The 18,852-nt window shown below is 56.8% G+C and carries 17 protein-coding genes, 1 tRNA gene and 1 other RNA gene; 13 read left to right on the top strand and 6 right to left on the bottom strand.

All coding sequences use genetic code 11. From position 1 onward, the window contains the following. The 5 genes from ACTNBZ_RS06040 to ACTNBZ_RS06020 all read right to left on the bottom strand — a co-directional run. On the bottom strand, window positions 1–999 hold a 999-nt coding region (locus tag ACTNBZ_RS06040), incomplete at its 3' end, for a hypothetical protein (RefSeq protein ID WP_441208771.1). A 32-nt stretch (window positions 1,000–1,031) separates the two neighbouring features. Continuing rightward, window positions 1,032–2,162, bottom strand: a complete 1,131-nt coding sequence (locus tag ACTNBZ_RS06035) for a hypothetical protein (RefSeq protein ID WP_441208770.1) — start codon at window positions 2,160–2,162, stop codon at window positions 1,032–1,034. Then, on the bottom strand, window positions 2,159–2,761 hold the full coding sequence (locus tag ACTNBZ_RS06030; RefSeq protein WP_441208769.1) for an RNA polymerase sigma factor: 603 nt from the start codon (window positions 2,759–2,761) through the stop codon (window positions 2,159–2,161). The genes ACTNBZ_RS06035 and ACTNBZ_RS06030 overlap by 4 nt, the downstream gene beginning before the upstream one ends. A 287-nt stretch (window positions 2,762–3,048) precedes the next feature. Continuing rightward, the gene (locus ACTNBZ_RS06025) at window positions 3,049–3,261 is read right to left on the bottom strand and encodes a helix-turn-helix domain-containing protein (protein ID WP_033120704.1); all 213 of its coding nucleotides are present in this window, start codon (window positions 3,259–3,261) and stop codon (window positions 3,049–3,051) included. An 11-nt stretch (window positions 3,262–3,272) separates the two neighbouring features. Next, window positions 3,273–4,034: a DUF2975 domain-containing protein gene (locus tag ACTNBZ_RS06020; RefSeq protein ID WP_033120705.1), complete on the bottom strand. Its 762-nt coding sequence runs from the start codon at window positions 4,032–4,034 to the stop codon at window positions 3,273–3,275. Window positions 4,035–4,350: 316 nt separating this feature from the next. On the opposite strand from ACTNBZ_RS06020, the gene ACTNBZ_RS06015 reads away from it, so the two are divergent. The 6 genes from ACTNBZ_RS06015 to ACTNBZ_RS05990 all read left to right on the top strand — a co-directional run bounded on the left by ACTNBZ_RS06015 (window position 4,351) and on the right by ACTNBZ_RS05990 (window position 11,296). Next, window positions 4,351–5,610: a tyrosine-type recombinase/integrase gene (locus ACTNBZ_RS06015; protein WP_441208768.1), complete on the top strand. Its 1,260-nt coding sequence runs from the start codon at window positions 4,351–4,353 to the stop codon at window positions 5,608–5,610. A 185-nt stretch (window positions 5,611–5,795) separates the two neighbouring features. Continuing rightward, window positions 5,796–6,284: a DUF4365 domain-containing protein gene (locus tag ACTNBZ_RS06010; protein WP_441208767.1), complete on the top strand. Its 489-nt coding sequence runs from the start codon at window positions 5,796–5,798 to the stop codon at window positions 6,282–6,284. 33 nt (window positions 6,285–6,317) lie between these two features. Next, on the top strand, window positions 6,318–7,694 hold the full coding sequence (locus tag ACTNBZ_RS06005; protein WP_441208766.1) for a DUF6884 domain-containing protein: 1,377 nt from the start codon (window positions 6,318–6,320) through the stop codon (window positions 7,692–7,694). 24 nt (window positions 7,695–7,718) lie between these two features. After that, a complete protein-coding gene (locus tag ACTNBZ_RS06000; RefSeq protein WP_441208765.1) occupies window positions 7,719–9,971 on the top strand; it encodes a DEAD/DEAH box helicase family protein in 2,253 nt (750 codons plus the stop codon). Further along, the gene (locus tag ACTNBZ_RS05995) at window positions 9,971–10,519 is read left to right on the top strand and encodes a hypothetical protein (RefSeq protein ID WP_441208764.1); all 549 of its coding nucleotides are present in this window, start codon (window positions 9,971–9,973) and stop codon (window positions 10,517–10,519) included. The genes ACTNBZ_RS06000 and ACTNBZ_RS05995 overlap by 1 nt, the downstream gene beginning before the upstream one ends. A 24-nt stretch (window positions 10,520–10,543) precedes the next feature. Next, window positions 10,544–11,296 (top strand): hypothetical protein, encoded by a 753-nt coding sequence (locus ACTNBZ_RS05990; protein WP_441208763.1) that lies wholly within the window; start codon window positions 10,544–10,546, stop codon window positions 11,294–11,296. Between the two features lie 283 nt (window positions 11,297–11,579). On the opposite strand, the gene ACTNBZ_RS05985 is transcribed toward ACTNBZ_RS05990, so the two are convergent. Continuing rightward, a tRNA-Ala gene (locus ACTNBZ_RS05985) sits at window positions 11,580–11,655 on the bottom strand. A 421-nt stretch (window positions 11,656–12,076) separates the two neighbouring features. On the opposite strand from ACTNBZ_RS05985, the gene ffs reads away from it, so the two are divergent. The 7 genes from ffs (at window position 12,077) to ACTNBZ_RS05950 (ending at window position 18,709) form a co-directional block, all read left to right on the top strand. Then, window positions 12,077–12,341: signal recognition particle sRNA large type (ffs, locus tag ACTNBZ_RS05980), an RNA gene on the top strand. Window positions 12,342–12,471: 130 nt separating this feature from the next. Beyond that, a complete protein-coding gene (dnaX, locus tag ACTNBZ_RS05975) occupies window positions 12,472–14,244 on the top strand; it encodes a DNA polymerase III subunit gamma/tau (protein ID WP_441208762.1) in 1,773 nt (590 codons plus the stop codon). 19 nt (window positions 14,245–14,263) lie between these two features. Continuing rightward, complete coding sequence (locus tag ACTNBZ_RS05970; protein ID WP_441208761.1) at window positions 14,264–14,611, top strand: YbaB/EbfC family nucleoid-associated protein; 348 nt, start codon at window positions 14,264–14,266, stop codon at window positions 14,609–14,611. Window positions 14,612–14,687: 76 nt separating this feature from the next. Continuing rightward, a complete protein-coding gene (locus ACTNBZ_RS05965; protein ID WP_441208760.1) occupies window positions 14,688–15,380 on the top strand; it encodes a YoaK family protein in 693 nt (230 codons plus the stop codon). Between the two features lie 34 nt (window positions 15,381–15,414). Next, a complete protein-coding gene (locus ACTNBZ_RS05960) occupies window positions 15,415–16,542 on the top strand; it encodes a DUF362 domain-containing protein (RefSeq protein ID WP_441208759.1) in 1,128 nt (375 codons plus the stop codon). Between the two features lie 101 nt (window positions 16,543–16,643). After that, a complete protein-coding gene (deoC, locus tag ACTNBZ_RS05955; RefSeq protein WP_441208758.1) occupies window positions 16,644–17,291 on the top strand; it encodes a deoxyribose-phosphate aldolase in 648 nt (215 codons plus the stop codon). 233 nt (window positions 17,292–17,524) lie between these two features. Beyond that, complete coding sequence (locus ACTNBZ_RS05950) at window positions 17,525–18,709, top strand: BMP family lipoprotein (RefSeq protein ID WP_441208757.1); 1,185 nt, start codon at window positions 17,525–17,527, stop codon at window positions 18,707–18,709. Window positions 18,710–18,852 lie beyond the last annotated feature (143 nt).

Raw genomic sequence — 18,852 nt, 5'->3', positions numbered from 1 at the left:
GAGAATATTGCTGCGGGTCACGGAGACTACGCTGCCGTCCTCTGCACTATGCTCCGTCACCTCCATGCCGGTGATGAGGCCGGTCGCATCGTCGATAAAGTAAATGACCTCACTGCTGATCCCTGTCAGACGATTCTGTCTGGCGGCAGTCAGGGTGGCGGTTCCATACTCCGTGCTGTCGGTCTTGTCCGTAACGGTCTCATAGTCACCCGCCTGACGCGCCAGCCAGCGGTCAGACACCATGGCTTCATACTCAGATGCCGGACACAGCGTCATCGTCTTCAGAGCGTCTTTTTCGCAGGTATACAGGGCACCGGGAACGTCATCGTTGATGTATCCCGCCTCGCAGTATACTACCTGGTCAGCGTCATCGTACTGTTCATAGTCGTACCACAGGCGGCCATCGGAACTGACGAATTGCCGGACAGTCTTATTCTGCCAGTTGTTTTCTCCGTCCCAGGTCTCAGAGACGCAGGTCACCGCGCTGTGTTCCTTCATAATCATGGGGATGCTGTTGCTGTTTCGAAGGTCTGTGATCTCCTGATCATCCTGCCCGCTGATGGGCATAACGGAAGCGTTGGAGATACCGACCACTTTTTCGCCCTTGCAGGTAACATTCAGCGCCCGGATTTCCTCCAGCGCATCATCCCTGGCATAGGAGAAAGACACAGTTGTCTCGCCGTCTCCCAGCGCCCGGAAGCTGGCAACAAAGGTGCCGTCATTGTCCTCATCCGTGACCAGCTCCAACAGGGTGGTGTCGTCGATGGTAAAGTTCCAAATGAATCCTTCCTTTTCGGCGGGAAGGCGGACGGTCAGAATGCCTGCTTCCTGATCAATTTCATACCAGGTGTCGGATGTTTGTTCTTCCAAGGAGCTTCCGTCAGCTTTTCCTTCACTGGTGTTCTGTCGGCCGCACCCTGCCAGCAGCCCTGTCACGCAGGCGAGAGACAGGATCAGGGCAAGTATCTTTTTTGCGTTGTATTTTTCTTTCTGAATCATATCATGTTACCTCGATTCTATATGTCGATCCATCAGGGAATCCAATAGCGGATGATCTGCACCACCTGCTCCTGCCGGACAGTGATGACCGTGTTATAGCAGTTGAAGGGCGTTTCACTGGCCTGAATAGCCGCAGGGACGTCCTCATACTCATGAACCAAGCCGTCAGGCTCCTGTTCCAGGTCGGCGTGATCTTCAAAGGTGCAGTCGGTAGATAGGGGCAGGGTGATCGTTCCCAGATCATAGTAGATCGGATGGTCATCCATTGCGTAGGTGCGGTACAGACCGTCATCCTCAATCAGCTCTACGCCGCCGCTTTCGATGCCGCCGTTGATGATGACAGTGCCGTTATCCCGCCGGATGCTCTCAACGGTCACCGGCTTCCGACAGACCTGGATCTGGTCGCCTTCTTTCAAACCCTGAATATCTTCCAGTTCATAGCGGTCATAGTCATAGATCTCCGCGGTTAGGGAATACCCATCCCCGGTTTTGACAAGGTCCGCTGCCGTGAAGTCCGCAGAGTATCCGCCGTCGGCAAAGGCGTCCTCCACACTTTCCATCGGATACAGCGGCATGACGTACCCCAGCTTCTCCACAATGGTTTGGGCAGTGTCCAGCAGCATCTGGGCATCGCTGCCACCGACAACACACCACTGCGTCTCGGCCTCCGGAGCATACCAGCCCACCCAGGCCGCATCCTCGGACTTGCGCAGCTGGACGGAAACATCTTCGCCGCTCCAGTCCAGGCTCTCCGTCCAGTCAGCATAAATACCGGAGATGTCCTGGGGCTGCTCTGCCTTTAAGGCACGACAGTAGTACGACTGTCCGCCCTGTTCAAAATTGACTTCGGCCATTTGCTTGTCGCTTTCCCCTGTGTCGATCAGGTAGTAAGAGGTGCCGGAGGCACTTTCCGGCAGGGGGATGGAGTACCCCAGCCGCTGAAACTCAGCTGCGCTGGATTCGTGCATGGGGTTTGCGATCATGCCCGGTTGGTCAGTGCCTCGGTAGGTCATGGTGACGGCAGTTACAGCCACGGCAAGACAGGCGGCAATCGCCCCGGCGCTGTATAGCCAGGACCGTCTCTTTTTCATAGGCTGCTGCGCTTCCTCCAGCAGGTCATCGTCCACGGCGTTCATCCATTTTTGAAAACGAGTTTGATTCATAGTCTGATCCTTTCCTGTTCCAGTTCCGTGCGCAGCCGTTCCCGTGTGCGGAACAAGGAGGTCTTAACCTTTGCTTCGCTGACACAGCATTCTTCCGCGATCTCCCGGATGCTCTCTCCATACCAGTAGCGGCGCAAAAAGAACACGCGGGCCTCAGCGCTCTGACGGCGCAGGAAGCCGTTCAGCACCCGGCGCAGCTCTGATGCATCCAGTTCTGTGTCCGGATCACCCTGTCCGGCAACGATCCAGGGTTCCAATTCCTCAAAAGCGTCGGTGAGGGCGGTGCTGCGCTGGGCGGCAGTATTGTACTTATAGCGGTCCAATGCCAGATTCCGGGTGATGCGGGCCAGATAGGCCCGCAAAGAGCGGGGGCGTTCCGGCGGGATGGCATTCCAGACACGAAGGTAGGTGTCACTGACACACTCTTCCGTGTCCCTGGGGTCAGTCAGGAGCCGCTGGGCCACACTGCGGCACAGCGCACCATATTTCTTCTGGGTCTGGGTAATGGCTTCCTCACACCGCTGAAAGAACAACTGAATGATCTGCTGGTCTCCCATGGCGGCTGAAAGTTGAGCTTTCTTTGTTTCGATTTGTTCCATAGTGTTTCCCCCGGTACTTGAAGCGGCTTCATCCTATTAGACGGCACCATATCCGTTTTCGTTTCAGAAGTCAAGTGGAATATTTTTGGGCTATTCCAAGTTTAATGTAAGATTATAGATGATCAGAATAAATTCCCTGTAAGGCGGGCACCTTACAGGGAATTTCCGTTTTATCGTTTTTCCGCTTGTTATGTTTCAGTTCTTACAAAGAGATCCTTGAGGATTTGCTCCGGCGCCATGGTCATCGTTTGCCCTTTTTATCGGCATATGCTTCATCCACGTTCATTTTATTCTTCAGGGCTGTATTCCAATATGTCACCCGGCTGACATTGCAGCACGTCACATATCGCAGCCAATGTAGAAAACCGGATGGCGCTGATATGCCCGTTCTTCATCTTGGAAAGGTTCACATTTGCAACGCCGACTTTCTCCGACAACTCATTCAGGCTCATTTTCCGGTCCGCCATTACGCGGTCCAGCCTTAAAACAATATGTCCCATTGTCCGCCCCCTTACAGCGTTTCATCCGATTCTTTTTGGAGCTGAACCCCGTATTTGAATACAGTCACCAAACACATTGTTACGGCGAAAGCAATTAAGACGCCCCACTGAATGCTGATCCCGGTGTCTCTTCCGGCAGACAGGAACGCGGTAGACAGCGTTTCACCAATGGTGGCAAACAGCGCAACGGGAAGAAGAGAAAAACCGAATGCTCTCATCTTTGTCACAAGTTCTTCGCAGAACGGAGATTCACACTTTGCAAGCACCGCAAACAGTCTTTTCAGCATAAACAGAGCTGCGGCAGCAGAAGCAGCAAACAAAGTCGCGAAGATAAGGACTGACACCAAATTCGCCGAACGGTACTCAGCAGGCGATGACGTGGCTTCGATCACTTTTGTGTTTTCTTCGGAATGAATTTTGGCGGAAGAAAATGACTGGTTGAAAAATGAGAGTTCCATATTGAAATCCTGATCTTCAGGAGGAATAATCTTATTATTTCCACCGCTCAGCATTGCCTCGGGGCTTACGTCCCCCGCACAAGAAAAACCATCTGCAAGAATGTCCCACAGGGAATCGAAATTCTTTTCGTTGATCCTGAATTCGGCATGATTGGTAACGCGAACTGTTAGCGCATTCTTTGGAAGCGTAGACACAAAAATTGTAGCTACACAGCTCGCTGCAGCCGCTAAGATTGCTATGACCATTAAGACTGTCATTGCAATCTTGCCCACTTTGCCGAACTTGTGGAAGTTTGAAAGAGTTTTAGAATTCATAAGAACGTCTCCTACGCAAAACATAAATTATTTAACGTTTATCGTTATGTTTGCAGTATATACCGATACATATGCTTTGTCAAGAGATTTTTAATGTTTATCGTTAATTATTTTATGCTATCTTGAGACAAAAGCGGGTCATATTAGCTATCGATATACTTTATTCCGCATAGCCACAAGCTGCCTGTCCTCGTTCTGATCTTTGCTTGATACACGGATATAGCCGTAAGCAGGTCCTGCGATATTACCTCACCTCCCGGCGCTTCTGCCAGACTAAATCATAGCCCAGCACATCTACAATCATCTGATCCCGGGTTTGGGAGACATCCCACTGAACCAACTGACCCAGGCGGAGCTCCAGCAGTTCTTCCGACGCATGAAGGAGAGCGGGCGGAAGGCCAATGTGGAGCGACGAGGCCCCGGCATGGCGGACCGCTCGGTGCGCAGCTGCCACGCCGTCTGCCAGATGGCCCTGGACAAGGCGGTGGAGGAGAAACTGATCCACACCAACCCGGCGGTGGGCTGTAAACTCCCACCGATGAAGGGTAAGGAGATGAAAATTCTGACCCAGGAGGAGATCCAGCGCTTTCTCATCCAGGCCAAGGCGGAGGGAATGTATGAACTCTTCCTGCTGGAACTGACCACCGGGATGCGTCGGGGTGAGCTGCTGGCCCTCCGATGGGACGACCTGGACTTCGCCACTGGAAAACTGCGTATCGACAAGCAGATCTATCCCGTAAGTGGAAAGCTGATCCTCAATGAGCCCAAAACCAAAGCGGCCAACCGCACCATCATCCTGCCGCCCGCCATGGTGGAGCTGCTGGCTGAGTACAAAAAGGGTGTGTTCTCTGAATTGATGTTTCCCTCACGAATCAAGCCGGAGCAACCCATCGACCCCGGCTATGTCCGAAAGAGACTCCAAGTGATTTTGGAGCGTGCAGGGTGTAAGCGTGTAAGATTTCATGATTTACGCCATACATTTGCCACCCTGTCCCTGGAGAACGGAATGGATGTAAAGACGCTCTCCACCATCATCGGCCATGTTTCCTCGGCGACCACGCTGAACACCTATACCCATATCACCGACGAGATGCGCCGCAAGGCGGCGCTGAGCATCGATCAGGGCATCGCCAAGGCGGAAGTGGAGCTCATGCCGGAACAGACAGACGAACCCCCAAAGCAGGACTTTGAGCCGGTTCAGCCGCCCCGCCGCAGGCCGGGAACCGGGTGCGTCAGCCAACTGCGAGAACACCTCTGGGAGGGCCGCTATTCCCCGGTGTGGCCGGACGGCAAAAAACACTCCCGAAATGTCTATGCCAAGACCCGTGAGGAGTGCGAGGAGAAGTTGAGGGTGCTGATCCTGGAGATGAAAGCGGAGATCGCAGCTCTCCGCTCCGGCGCAAGTACGGAATATCCCGACGGGGTGAGTCCCAAAAAGAAGGCCATCGCCGCCTACCTGCGAGAGCACCCCGGCGTATCCAGCAAGTCCTTGATCGCCAGAGAATTACAGATGGATCGCTCCACGGTGCATCGGTACTATGACGAGATTCGGGCGGAGTTCCAAAGGCAGGGATAATATGAAAGAAAACCGGGAGGGCTGCGCCTGAAACAAGCGCAGCCCTCCCAATTTGTGATGGATCATTTCCATAGCTGGATATATATTTTCTCTGAACGAAAATGTTGCTACTTGCCGAATATAGGAAGGGACGGTATACTGGATGCGATAGGAAAGTTCGACGAAATTCCCAGAGAAAAGAGGCAATGGAGAAGATGCCAAATACCGCCTGGTCCAAACTCTCGCATTTGCAATTGGGCCGATATGCTGAGTACTACGCAAAAATGGAGTTTGTATCCTACGGATATGATGTCTACACCTCCGAGGTGGATGATCATGGTGTTGACTTTGTGGCAAGGAACCCGGCAGATGATCAGTATTATGAGATTCAGGTAAAGGCTGTTCGGAACCTGGACTACGTCTATATCCGGAAGGACAAGATGGTGCTCTCGCCCCGGCGGCTGGTGTGTCTGCTGCTGTTTGAGGACGGTGCTCTGCCGGCGTGTTATGTGATCCCTGCTCAGGTTTGGAAAGCCCCCAATGGGCTGTTTGTTGACCGGAACTATGACAAACCGGGGCAGCACAGCAAGCCGGAGTGGGGCCTGAACCTCTCAAAAAAGAACCTGCCGCTGTTGGAGCCATATCGATTGGAAGGGTATTTTGCGGCACAGGATCATAGTGCTCGGAGAAATTGATTCAGAGAAAATGAACTGGGAGGAATCAACCCCATGAGGATTGCGCTGATTTCCTGCAGTAAATTAAAGGCGGACCACCCATGCTCTGCCCGGGAACTGTATGCGCCCAGTCAGCTGTTTTCGCTTTCTTACCAATACGCCAAGCGGAACGCGGACAAAGTCTATATCCTGTCGGCAAAATACGGACTGGTGGAAGAGACGGATGTGATTGCACCCTATGACCTGACTCTCGCCGACCTTCCGGAGCACAGGCAGAGAGACTGGGCCAACTATGTACTTGCTCAGATGGGGGAGCGGTTTAATCTGGAGCACAATACCTTCCTTATCCTGGCTGGGCGCCGCTATTATCAGCACCTTCTGCCCCATTTGCCGCATGCAATCCTTCCTCTGGGCAATCTCCCCATTGGGTCAAGAATCGCTTTTTTGCAGCGGCAGATGACAGGCAAAAGTCTGTGCATCGATTCCGCATCCCACTGTCTCCGCCTACACCAACTGCTGGCCACGCTCCCAAGATATACTTGGGAGGAGATTGATGAGGTGCCCTTCCGGAATGGGATTTATCTGGTCTTTGAGGAGGGAGAGACTTACCGTGGGATGCCCCGCATTGTGCGGGTGGGTACCCATACATCCCCCGATCGCCTGCGGCAGAGGCTAAGAGACCACTTCGTGCGGGAAAACCACAACGGAAGTATTTTTCGAAAAAACATAGGGAAGGCCTTGCTGCATCAAACCGGCGATCCCTATCTCGCAACATGGTCACTGGATACTTCCCGGCCTCCTTATAAAGGAATGGAGGATCTGCATCGGGAACGAGAGGTGGAGCAGGCGGTCAGCCGGTACCTCAGGACGCACATGACGTTTTCTGCCTTTGAAGTGGAAACGCAGGAGCAGCGGCTGCGTCTGGAGGAGGGGATCATTGCCTCGCTTCACCAAACGGAAGATTTTCAGGCCAGCAACTCCTGGCTGGGCCGATTCAGTCCGGAGAAAGAGATTCGGGAGAGCGGCATGTGGCTGAAGCAGGGGCTGGATGGAGTCCCTTTGACGGATGAGGAACTGGAGACGCTGGAGTGCAGATTGGCCGGTCCCTCCCACATAAGCTATGCCGTTGTCCCAACGTCCAAAGCCTCCAAGGAAAATCAAGCCGCGCAGGCAAGGCAGAAGGTGGGGACAGCGGAGATCCTTCGATATATTCTCCAAACGCTTGCTCAGTATCAGGAGAATGGCGAGAGCAGCTGTACGCTGATTTCCGGTGAGATCCATAAAGCCATGGACTTGCAGAACAAGATGCCCTCCGTATGCAGCGCCATGTATCAGGCTATGAGCCCCGGAGACGTGGTGGTGCATACCACCCCCAGCGGGAAAAGTTCCACCATTCAGATCTGCTACCAGTTGGCGGGCCGCTCTTTCTGAATAAAATAGAGAGAAGGAATCTTTATGATAGGAGAGAGAAAAGAGATCACATCCAGTGGGCGGATCGCGCCCCGCAGCGGCGTCAATGACCGCGTACCCTATGAGCATCAGAAAAAGGCCATGGAGTGTATGGATCAAATCAATACCAATGCGGCGTTCAGCACATTGGTGGTACTGCCCACCGGAGGAGGAAAGACCTATACCGCAGCGCTGTGGCTGCTGCACAACGCCGTTGACCGGCATAAAAAAATTCTGTGGATGGCCCACCGGCAAATGCTGCTGGACCAGGCGGCGGAGGCCTTTCAGAAGTACGCATATACCGAGGTGATTCCCCATATCTCCGGCTTCCGCTACCGGATCATCTCCGGTTCCGGCAGTCACGGCAGAACCGTTGACATCTGCCCGGATGACGACCTGCTCATTGTCAGCAAGGACAGCATTGGCCGCAATCTGTCCGCTCTGGACGAGTGGCTTGCCGGGGAGGAAGAACTTTTCCTGGTGGTAGATGAGGCCCACCACTCCACGGCAAAGACCTACCGGCGGGTGATCGACTATGTCCGGTCCAGGGTGCCCTATGTGAAGCTCATCGGTCTGACTGCCACGCCTTTCCGCACAGCGGAGGAGGAGCAGGGACTGCTGGGTAAAATCTACACGGACGGGATGAAGAACAATGTGGTGGTGCACAACGATGTGGGCATCACCTATCAAATCAGTCTGAAGGATCTGATCAGCCGCAGAATCCTGGCCAAGCCGGTGTTTGAGAGCTACCAGACAGAGGAGAAGTATGGTCAGGAATTGGGGCTGGAGGCCTGGGAGAGCATTCAGCATCTGGATACGCTTCCGGAGGATGTGGCCCGGCAGATCGCCGACAGTGCGCTCCGTAATCGACTGATTGTGGATACTTACCGGGAAGGACAGAAGAAATATGGCCAGACCATTGTTTTTGCGGTAAATGTAGACCATGCGATCGCACTGAATGCATTGCTCCGAAAAGAGGGGATTGCTTCGGACTATGTGGTTTCCTCTATCCGGGATGCGGTTACCGGCGTGACTGTAAGCCGGGAGGACAATGAGCGGAAGCTGCAAGCATATCGGGATGGAAAACTCCAGGTTCTCATCAATGTCAATATCCTGACGGAGGGTGTCGACCTGCCGAAAACCGGTACAGTCTTTCTTGCCCGTCCCACCGTTTCCACCATTCTGATGACCCAGATGGTGGGACGCGCACTGCGCGGACCCGCTGCGGGAGGAACGGATACCGCCTACATTGTGTCCTTTGTGGACGACTGGGATGAGCATATCGCCTGGGTCAATCCCGAGAGCCTGTTTGAAGGGAATAACGAGTTCTCGGACGATATGGCAGACCGCATTCAGCGGGAGATCCGCATGATTTCCCTCTCCAAAATTGAAGAATTTGCTACCATGCTGGATAACTCCATCGATACCACTGCCTTGGAGAAGGTGCCTTTTACCCAGCGGATCCCCGTGGGGATGTATGCCTTTTCCTATCTGGAGGAAAACGGCATGGACCTCTCCTGTCAGGTCATGGTCTATGACAGCACGGCAGAGGCCTACCGCCAGATGATGGAGAATTTGCCCGCTCTCTTTTCCAGTTTTGGTGCGACAGAGGAGTATCTGCCCAAGGATGTCCTGAGGCAGATGGAGCGCCAGTGCCGGAATACCTATTTCTGCGGCGAGATGATCCCGCCTTATTCAGCAGATGATGTGGTGCGCATTTTGAAGTACTATGCCCAGTATGAGGCAGCCCCTGCCTTCTATACCTTTGACCATATTGACCGCAGCCGCCTGAATGTGGGAGCCATTGCCAAACACATTTGGGATGAGGATATGGGCCAGAGGAAAGCGGCGGAGTATGTGGAATCGCTTTGGAACCAAGGGGATGACAACCTGCTGCGGCTGTTCTTTGGGCGAAAGCTATACTTTATGCATCAGGTGGAGATCGAGAAAAACAAGCTGGCCCATCCCGGCCTCTATGACGAGCATATTACTTATGACACCAAGGCGTTGGAAGATCTCCCCCTCTATGAGATCGGGAAGCTGGATCCCCAGAGAGAAAAAGAACTGAGAGATGGGGCCTTTGACAAGGCCCAAACGCCGCAGGGAACCTATCGCTGTGCCTGCTGCGGCATGGAAGCGGCCAGCAGGGTCCCCTTCCAGGTGGATCATATCCTCCCCATGAACAAAGGCGGAAAGAGCGTGCCGGAAAATCTGCAGATCCTGTGCCGCAGCTGTAATGGGCGCAAGGGGGACCAGTAATGGGGCTTCCTTATGCTGCTTTGGACGTGGCGGCGCTTCTGAGCTTCCGGGACTTGGGCATCCGGGCGGAGTCGGCGCTTTTGGAGAAAATATGGGCAGAGGAACAGAGCTTTCTTGCGCCGGATTTGGCGAAAAGCAGGCGTACCTTTCTGCTGGATGTGGCGTACTGGTCGCTGTACCTTCGGGAGAAACCCTGTATCGACCGGGAATTTCCTGTGATTCAGCGGGATGCCGCCGATTGCGGTGCTCATCTCAGTGAAGAATCCTTTCTCAGTGATTTTTCGAATTTGGATTTGTACTTCAAAGAAGTGCGATTCCGCTTGCGATTTTTCTCGGACTGCGGCTATGTGCGCATCAAGCTGCGAACCCTGCTGAAGCAGTATGGATACCGCCGCCGCTCTGCCAAGCTGCTGGAGCATTTGGAGCAATGCATGGCATTTTATCAGTTACAGCCCTATCTTCGGGGCGGGATTCCCTGTAAACTGAGTGAAATATCGATAGATGAGATGGTGGTGTTCCGCCTGTCGGAGGAAGAACAGCTATCATGAGCGTTTGAAAAAGTGAGGGAATGTATGCAGGATCGGTATGCGGGCGACATTGGTGATTTTTGGAAATTCGGACTTTTGAAAGCACTTCTTTCGGAGGGGTTTTCTTTGGGTGTCAACTGGTATAAGGCAGACCCGCCGGAAAGCGAGCGGGACAGAGATACCGGCACCTTTCTCCATGAGGATGGAAAGCACAAAATCAATCCGAAGTATTTCGTGTGTGACGAACCCCTGGCCGGTGCGCTGCGGGAAATCTCGGAAAGTGATGTCCGCTCCATTGCTCGGCTGGAACAAGCAGCTCTTCTGAATCCCGGTAAAACAGTGTATTATCACGAAGTGATTTCTGTTGCTGGCCGATATCAGTGGCACAACAATGCCTTGGAGACATTGGCACCCTGTGAGATTGTTTTTCTGGATCCCGACAACGGTCTTATCGTGAAGAGTGTTGGAAAGGGTTCGGCGAAAAGCGTCAAGTATGTGTGGGACGAAGAACTGAGCGATTACTTGAAGCGGGGACAAAGTGTGGTGCTCTACAATCACCGTCCCCGGAAAAAACTGGAGACCTTTTTCCCGGAGTTCAAAGAAAGATTGCTTGGAATCGAAGGGGTTCAAAATAAACCGGTATCCGTTCTCACCTGCCCAAAAGGCACTGTGAGAGATTACTTCCTGATCGCGGCTAACGCAGAGCACGCCATACGAATTTCTTCGGCCCTGGGCAAGATGGTCAGCGGCCCGTGGGGGAAAATGGGGCTCTGCCAGATTGAGAAGTTTGAAGGATAACAAAATATTTTGGCTCGGTTTTAGGTCTCTGGAACTCAGAACCTCCTCTATGTGCTGGAGGAACAGCGTCTGGTGCATAAAGTGGCCGTAGGCACTGGCCGGGTCACTGTCATATCCCAGATTCCGAAGAAAGCCCCTCAACTTCTGGGCCGCTGTAAACAAAAAAGGCGGGCACTCCCGAGAAGGGGGTGCCAGTCAAGTGGTCAAACCGGAAATCCGTCTGTGGTATTTCTGTGGTCAAATGAAAAATCGCCGCAGTGAAAACTGCGGCGATTTCCAATTTTGGTGGACGGTAAGGGGATCGAACCCTCGACCTCGGCGATGCGAACGCCGCGCTCTCCCAGCTGAGCTAACCGCCCAAATCAGCCATTTTTCAATCAAAAAAGTTATGAAAAACGGATTTTTGAGATATTCAATTTTGAGGGGAAAGTCCGGGAAATCGGACTGCTGAATTGGAAAGGAACCTAAGCTGTGGGATGTGACTGCATATGGATGCGAACCGTACGCTCTCCCAACTGAGCTACGCCCCCATATCACTATTTGGTTTTCTCCGCAGCAGCCTGCATGACTGGCTGACGGCAGATCTGAACATACACATGAGTCCTGCCGCAGGGGCGGGAGAACTCATAGCAACAGCTATTATAGCAATCCAAACATAAAAAGTAAAGCCCTTTTTTAAAAAATCAAAAAGCGATATTGATAATTGAAGTAAAATGATGTATGATAATAAATACGAGCTTTCCGCGTGGATGGGCGCAGCCTGTCCGGTATGCGGCAAGGCCGCACTAGTCGGGGAGATAGCGGTGCCCTGTACCTGCAATCCGCTGCAGCAGGGATGAATCCCGGCCCCCGGATTTTCGGTGTGTCGTCTGACCCAGGTAAGCAGTAATGATGGATCGGTCCCGCGCAAGGCTGCCCCGTGAACCGTGTCAGGTGGGGAACCAAGCAGCACTAAGCGGAACGCGGCCTGTGCCGCGGGCGTTCCGCTCCTGAGCCGGCTGCCCGGGTAACGGACATATCGGAAACTTCAAAGGCCGGTGTGCGGTCTTGCCATATACCGGGCAGGAAAAAGGGAGGAGCGAGGCGTCGGGTCATACCCCATCCTCCGCTCCTTTTTTGCTATCAAAATGGAGACGGGAAGTTCCATACCGGTATGCCCATGTGAGGTGACAGCGATGTATCAGGCCCTTTACCGCAAGTGGCGGCCCCGCACCTTCGACGATGTGGTGGGCCAGAGCCATATTACCGATACCCTCAAGCGCCAGGTGGCGGCGGGGCGGCTGTCCCATGCCTACCTGTTCACCGGCACCCGGGGCACGGGCAAGACCTCCTGCGCCAAGATTCTGGCCCGGGCGGTAAACTGCGAGCACCCGGTGGACGGCAATCCGTGCAACCGGTGTCCTGCCTGCCTGGGCATTGAAAACGGCTCCATTCTGGACGTGCTGGAGCTGGACGCCGCCTCCAACAACGGTGTGGACCAGGTCCGCGCCCTGCGGGACGAGGCGGTGTACACCCCCGCCGCCGTGCGCAAGCGGGTATACATCGTGGACGAGGTCCATATGCTCTCCACCGCGGCCTTCAACGCGCTGCTCAAGATTTTGGAAGAGCCCCCCGCCCATCTGATGTTCATTCTGGCCACCACCGAGCTGCACAAGGTACCGGCCACCATCAAATCCCGCTGCCAGCAGTTCTCTTTCAAGCGCATCCTGCCCGGGGACATCGCCCGGAGGCTGGGCTATGTGGCACAGGAGGAGGGCATCGAGCTGACGGCGGAGGGCGCCGGCCTGCTGGCCCGCCTGGCCGACGGCGGCCTGCGGGACGCCCTCTCCCTTCTGGACCAGTGCATGAACCCCTCCGGCGTCATCGGCGAGCAGGAGGTGCTCTCCGCCCTGGGACTGGCCGGCAATCTGGAGACGGCTGCCCTGATGGAACATGTGGCCGCGGGGGAGACCGCCGCCGCGCTGGAGACCCTGGGCCGGCTGTACGGCGCGGGGAAGGATGTAGGCAGTCTGCTGGGTGAGCTGGCGGGCCTGACCCGGGACCTGCTCATCCGCAAGACCGCCCCCCAGGGCGGCGCGGCCCTGCTTACCGGCGGATATGACGAGAGCACCATGCGGCGGCTGTCCAACCAGCTGGATGCGCCCAGACTCATGCAGATGCTGAGCCTGCTGCAGGGGACCATCTCCGACCTGTCCCGCAGCGGCAACCGGCGGACCGACGCCGAGCTGTGCCTCATCCGGCTCAGCGACACCACGCTGGACAGCAGTCCCGCCGGGCTGAGCGCCCGGATCTCCCGGCTGGAGCGGGCCATGGCCGACGGAGGGGTCCGTCCCGCGCCTGCGGAACAGGCCGCCCCGGTACAGAGCGCACCGCCTGCCCCGGCGGCAGTGCGGGAAGAGGCCCCCACCCCGGCGCGGAGCGCGCCTCAAACGGCGCCGTCCGTTCCCGAAGACCTGCCCCCCTGGGAGATGGAGGAGCGTCCTCCTCTGCCCGAGGAGCCGGGGGAGCCGGCATACGATGTGCCGTCGGCGCCGTCCACCAGAGCGCCGGCACCGCCGCCGGTATCCGAACCGTCCCCCGTCCCCGGCGGCGGAGATGTGTGGAGCGGCATCGCGGCGGCGCTCCACGGCCGGGTGCCCATGGGCGAGTACCCCTTCCTCAGCAATCCGGCCATGGTGCAGGGCAGGCTGGAGGGAGATGTGCTGACGCTGTGGGTGGAGTCCGACTTCACCCGGTCCCTGGTGGGCAAGGTTTCCACGCTGGAGGCGGTGCAGAGGACGGCCGCGGAGATCCTGGGCCGGCCGGTGCGCTGCAAGGTAGCGGTAGGGCAGGCCCCTGCGGTACAGGAGGCACGGCATGCAGTCCCTCAGGCTGCGGCCCCGGAGCACGACAATCTGGACGATCTGGTGGCAAAGGGCCGCCAGTACGAGACGATCATCATCAAATAGGACACAGGAGGAAGAGACGATGGCAAAAGGATTTGGCGGCCGTCCCGGCATGGGCGGTATGGGCGGCATCAATATGAACATGATCAAGCAGGCCCAGAAGATGCAGCAGGACATGCAGCGGATGCAGGCCGAGCTGCAGGAGAAGGAGTACTCCGCCCAGGCCGGCGGCGGCGTGGTGGAGGCGGTGGTCACCGGCAAGCGGGAGCTCAAGAGCCTGACCATCGACCCCGAGGCCGTGGATCCGGAGGACGTGGAGATGCTCCAGGACCTGATCGTGGCGGCGGTGAACGGCGCGCTGCACACGGCGGAGAGCGATATGGCGGCCTCCATGCAGAGCATCACCGGAGGGCTGAACCTGTCCTTCTGAATGAGAAACGCCGAGGGGGGCGGGCCGTCCGGCCCACCCCCTTTTGCGCGGCGGTAAGCGGAAAGAGGCGCTTTGGGTGAAAAAGACCGGAGAGAAACAGATGTCGGAGACCTTTGCCCTGGGCGCTGTGCTGGCACTGGCGGGGGGTTTTCTGGATGCCTACTCCTACTGCGTGCGGGGGAAGGTATTTGCCAATGCCGAGACGGGCAACATGGTGCTCCTGGGGATCCACGCCATCCAGGGCGAGTGGCGGACGGCCCTGACCTATCTGGTGCCGGTGCTGGCCTTTGCCGCGGGGGTGGTGGCCGCTGAGTGTATCCGCAGCCGGTCCGGGACCTGGCCCGGCATCCACTGGCGGCAGCTCAGCGTGCTGGCGGAGCTGTGCATCCTGCTGGCGGTGGCCTTTCTGCCGCAGCGCTGGAACATGGCGGCCAACGTGGCTGTGTCCTTTGTATGCGCAGTGCAGGTGGAGAGTTTCCGCAAGGTCAATGGAAACATCTTTGCCACCACCATGTGCACCGGCAACCTGCGCAGCGGCACGGAGCGGCTCTACCGCTGGCTGCAGACCGGAGAAGCAGAGCAGGGGAGCCGCGCGGCCCAGTATTACGGCATCATTTTGTGCTTCATCGCCGGGGCGGCCGCAGGGGCCGTAACGAGCCGCCTGCTGCGGGAGCGGGCGGTGCTGGTGGCCTGCGGGCTGCTGCTGTGGGCATTTTTCGTGATGTTCCGCAGAGACGAAGCGGCCCGGCCGGAGAGCCGTACACATTGAGAAAACGTGCATACAGAGAACAAGGAGGAGCATAATGGAACAGGCAAAGGTCTATTTTTCCGATCTCAGGTGTCATCCCGGCCTGAACCTGCCGGATAAGCTGAAAAAGCTGATCCGGGCGGCGGGCATCGGGAAGATCGATTTTGACCATAAGATGGTGGCCATCAAGATGCACTTCGGTGAGCCGGGCAACCTGGCCTTCCTGCGGCCCAACTACGCCAAGGCGGTGGCCGACGTGGTGAAGGAGCTGGGGGGCGTGCCCTTCCTCACCGACTGCAACACCCTGTATGCCGGGCGGCGGAAGAATGCCGTGGAGCATCTGGACAGTGCCTGTGAGAATGGCTTTTCCCCCCTCTCCACCGGCTGCCAGATCATCATCGGCGACGGCCTGAAGGGTACCGACGACATAGAGGTCCCGGTGGAGGGCGGCGTCTATGTGAAACGCGCCAAGATCGGCCGGGCCATCATGGACGCCGACGTATTCATCTCTCTGAGCCACTTCAAGGGCCATGAGAACGCGGGCTTCGGCGGCGCGCTGAAGAACATCGGCATGGGCTGCGGCAGCCGGGCGGGCAAGATGGAGCAGCACTCCGCCGGCAAGCCGGAGGTGGACCATGCGCGGTGTGTGGGCTGCCGGATGTGCGCGGGCCAGTGCGCCCACAGCGCCATCTCCTACGGGGAGGACCGCAGGGCGTCCATTGACCACAGCCGCTGCGTGGGCTGCGGCCGGTGCATCGGCGTGTGTAATTTCGACGCCATCCACAACCCCAACGACTGCGCCAACGACGAGCTCAACGCCAAGATCGCCGAGTATTCCAAGGCGGTGGTGGACGGACGGCCCCAGTTCCATATCAGCCTGGTCATCGACGTGTCCCCCTGCTGCGACTGCCACGGGGAGAACGATGTGCCCATCCTGCCCGATGTGGGCATGTTTGCGTCCTTCGACCCGGTGGCTCTGGACCAGGCCTGCGCCGACGCCTGCATGGCCCAGAGCCCCATGCCCGGCTCCCAGCTGGATGACAATATGCGCGCGCCCGACTTCTGCGACCATCATGATCCCTTCCGCAACAGCTTCCCCGAGACGAATTGGCGCGTGTGTTTGGAACATGCCGAGCGCATCGGCCTGGGTAAGCGGAGCTATGAGCTGATCCGGGTGAAATGATCCCTGCCAAAGGAAGCGCGGTTTGCATTGACTTTTGCAAAGAGAGACGATATAGTGGGTATGTATCACGGAATCTTTTATGCAGAAAGGATATGAGCGATATGGAGATCAAGGACATCCTGGCCATGTGCGACCATACCTTGCTCAAACAGGACGCCACCTGGGAGCAGATCAAGACCATCTGTGACGACGGCATGGCTTATCACTGCGCGTCGGTCTGCATCCCGGCTTCCTACGTGAAGCAGGCGGCCGACTACGTGGGCAATGAGTTGAAGATCTGCACCGTCATCGGTTTCCCCAACGGTTACTCCACCACCGCGGTCAAGGTCTTTGAGACTGAGGACGCCATCCGCGGCGGCGCTGACGAGATCGATATGGTCATCAACGTGGGCTGGGTGAAGGACAAACGCTGGGACGATCTGCTGGAGGAAATGAAGGCCATCAAGGCCAGCTGCAAGGGCCGCATCCTGAAGGTCATCGTGGAGGCCTGCCTGCTGACCGAGGAGGAGAAGATCCGCATGTGCGAGCTGGTCACCGAGGCCGGGGCCGAGTATATCAAGACCTCCACCGGTTTCTCCACCGGCGGCGCCACCGTGGCCGACGTGGCGCTTTTCAAGGCCCATATCGGACCCGATGTGAAGATCAAGGCTGCCGGCGGGATCCACTCCTTTGAGGAGGCCCAGGCCATGATCGACGCGGGAGCCAGCCGCATCGGTGCCAGCGCCCTGGTGAAGCCGGCCAAGGCCTGATCCGGTGCACAGTTGACAGCAAGGATTTAAAGTCAAATGAGGACTTTCCCGGCAGAAAGGGGGAGTCCTCATTACTTATTTAACATTTCTGTAAAAGTTTTTTGGGAAAAGGCAAAAATGCGGTTGCTCTTTGAATATGCATGTTGTATAATATTCCCGTGTCCCGGCCTCAGCCCGTGCGGCAGCGCATGGCGTGCCGGGCCGCGTACTTAATGAAAGGAAGGTAGATTACATTGAAGAAGTTCAATAAGATCGCCGCTCTGGTACTGTCTCTGGCCATGGTCGGTTCCCTGGCCGCCTGCGGCGGGACCGCCACTCAGCCCAGCAAGGCCCCCGAGGCCTCCGCTCCCGCCGCCTCCGCCCCCGCCGCTTCCACTCCCGTGGAGCCCGCCGGCGATTACAAGGTGGCTATGATCACCGACTACGGCGATATCACCGACCAGTCCTTCAACCAGACCACCTATGAGGCCTGCAAGGCTTTCTGCGGCGATTCCATCCCCTTCAGCTATTACAAGCCCGCCGGTGACTCCACCGCCGAGCGTGTGGCCATGGTCGACAAGGCCATTGCCGACGGCTTCAACGTCATCGTGATGCCCGGCTATGCCTTCGGCGAGACCATCACCCAGACTGCTGATGTCTATCCCGACGTGACCTTCATCGCTCTGGACGTGGGCGAGGGCGACCTGGGCGGCTACACCCTGCCCGCCAACGTCTACTGCGCTGTGTATCAGGAAGAGCTGTGCGGCTACATGGCCGGCTACGCCGCTGTGAAGCTGGGCTATGATCACCTGGGCTTCCTGGGCGGCATGGCCGTTCCCGCCGTTGTCCGCTATGGCTACGGCTTCGTGCAGGGCGCTGACGCCGCTGCCGCCGATACCGGCGCCAGCGTGACCGTCGAGTATGCCTACGGCAACCAGTTCTTCGGCGACGCCGACATCACCGCCGCTATGGACAACTGGTATCAGACCCTGGGCGTTCAGGCCGTGTTCGCCTGCGGCGGCGGCATCTACACCTCCGCTGCTGAGGCTGCTGCCAAGGTCGACGGCGGTAAGGTCATCGGCGTTGACGTGGATCAGGCCGGCATCATCGACGGCGGCTACGGCGCGGGCATGACCATCACCTCCGCTATGAAGGGCCTGGCGCCCACCGTCGAGCATATGCTGGGCGAGGTCGTAGACGGCAAGTTCTCCGAGTACGGCGGCAAGATCGATACCCTGGGCCTGGTGAGCGGCGACGATCCCACCGTCAACTACGTCCAGATCCCCATGGAGACAACCCAGTGGGGCGACGGCTTCAGCCAGGATGACTACAAGGCCCTGGTGAAGGATATGTTCGACGGCAAGATCACTGTCTCCAACGACATTTCCGCCATGCCTTCCGTGTCCATCACGGTCAACGACCTGGGCAACATCAAGTAAACAGCCTGAAAACAGCATAAAAAGCGGACGGGAACCCTCCCGTCCGCTTTTTTCCTTTCGTTCCAGAAAAATAATTTTTGTTTTGAAATATGCAACAAAATATAGTACAATAAAGACAAGACCCATAGTGGAAGATAACGAGG

Origin of the sequence: Pseudoflavonifractor sp. HCP28S3_F10 (genome assembly GCF_052065415.1) — a bacterium.
Classification (GTDB): domain Bacteria; phylum Bacillota; class Clostridia; order Oscillospirales; family Oscillospiraceae; genus Pseudoflavonifractor_A.
The sequence above is the reverse complement of the archived record's forward strand: the minus strand, read 5'-3'. Positions and strand labels throughout refer to the sequence as shown.